General features: G+C 54.0%; 2 protein-coding genes. Both read right to left on the bottom strand.

Translation table 11 applies throughout. The features are described 5' to 3' along the window. Positions 1–133: 133 nt before the first annotated feature. Positions 134–418: a class I SAM-dependent methyltransferase gene (locus AC01FP_RS17965; RefSeq protein ID WP_474482149.1), complete on the bottom strand. Its 285-nt coding sequence runs from the start codon at positions 416–418 to the stop codon at positions 134–136. Positions 419–436: 18 nt separating this feature from the next. After that, the gene (locus AC01FP_RS17960; protein ID WP_474482148.1) at positions 437–781 is read right to left on the bottom strand and encodes a hypothetical protein; all 345 of its coding nucleotides are present in this window, start codon (positions 779–781) and stop codon (positions 437–439) included. Positions 782–924: the final 143 nt, after the last annotated feature.

Here is a 924-nt window from a genome sequence, read left to right as displayed (position 1 = left end):
GCTGGAGCGCTACCGCCGCTACTTAGATGCCTGCGGATTCAGTGGCTGAAGCTTCAGGGGATGATGCTGCTGGAGCCCACACCCCCCTCAACAAGAATCTTATTCTACTGGAAAAAATGTCAGAGCAACAGCCTCAATCTCCGATTTTCACAAAATACATCTGGCTGAGCGGTAGATTCAGTGCACTCACTTTGCGAAAGAAAATGTTGCTGAAGGCATCAATCGCCACCTTGGGGCATCGCAGGGGATCGCGCTGCGTGGGTTGGTCTTCGCTCCACAGATAGTCGTCAAAGGCGATGATCCCACCGGTACGCAACAAGGTGTAAGCCAGCACCGCATCCGTGAGCACGTCGGGGGCCTGGTGCGAGCCATCTACATAGATGAAGTCAAAGAATCCCTGCTTGCCCTCATGAATCAAACCGGCCAGGGCGCGGCATCACAATGACTTATGGGTCATCACCCTGGTAGTGCTGCGGATCTGGTCTGTGATCGCCACGTCAATATTATGCCGAAATCGATCTTCCACCATGCCCATATCGATGGCTTGGTGCTCAGCCCCTCCTACCCAGCTGTCCACACAATGGATTACCAGACTGGCTTCGCTGCTGGCCAGGTGGTTGATCAAATAGCAAACTGCGGCCCCTTCGTAGGAGCCGATTTCCAGAATCCTACGCGGATTCAACTGGGGAATTAGCTTATCCCATGAGGACTTGGCCGTGATTTCAAACCAGTTGTTGGTGAATTTGTAGCCCATCTGGCAAGAGTCTTTGCCGATCACCAATAGAGCTTATGGCAGGGTTGGGCTAGAACTATCTGGCAGAACCGCTGAACGCTGTCGGCAACCCCCCCAGGGCTGCCTAAAAGTGTGATCAAGGAGCGCTCCCGGTGGTTTCCACCCCTCCCAGCGCCAGAATTCCCTTGATG

The sequence above is a fragment of the Cyanobium sp. NIVA-CYA 375 genome, assembly GCF_056108345.1.
This window is presented reverse-complemented; position numbering and strand designations above follow the sequence as displayed.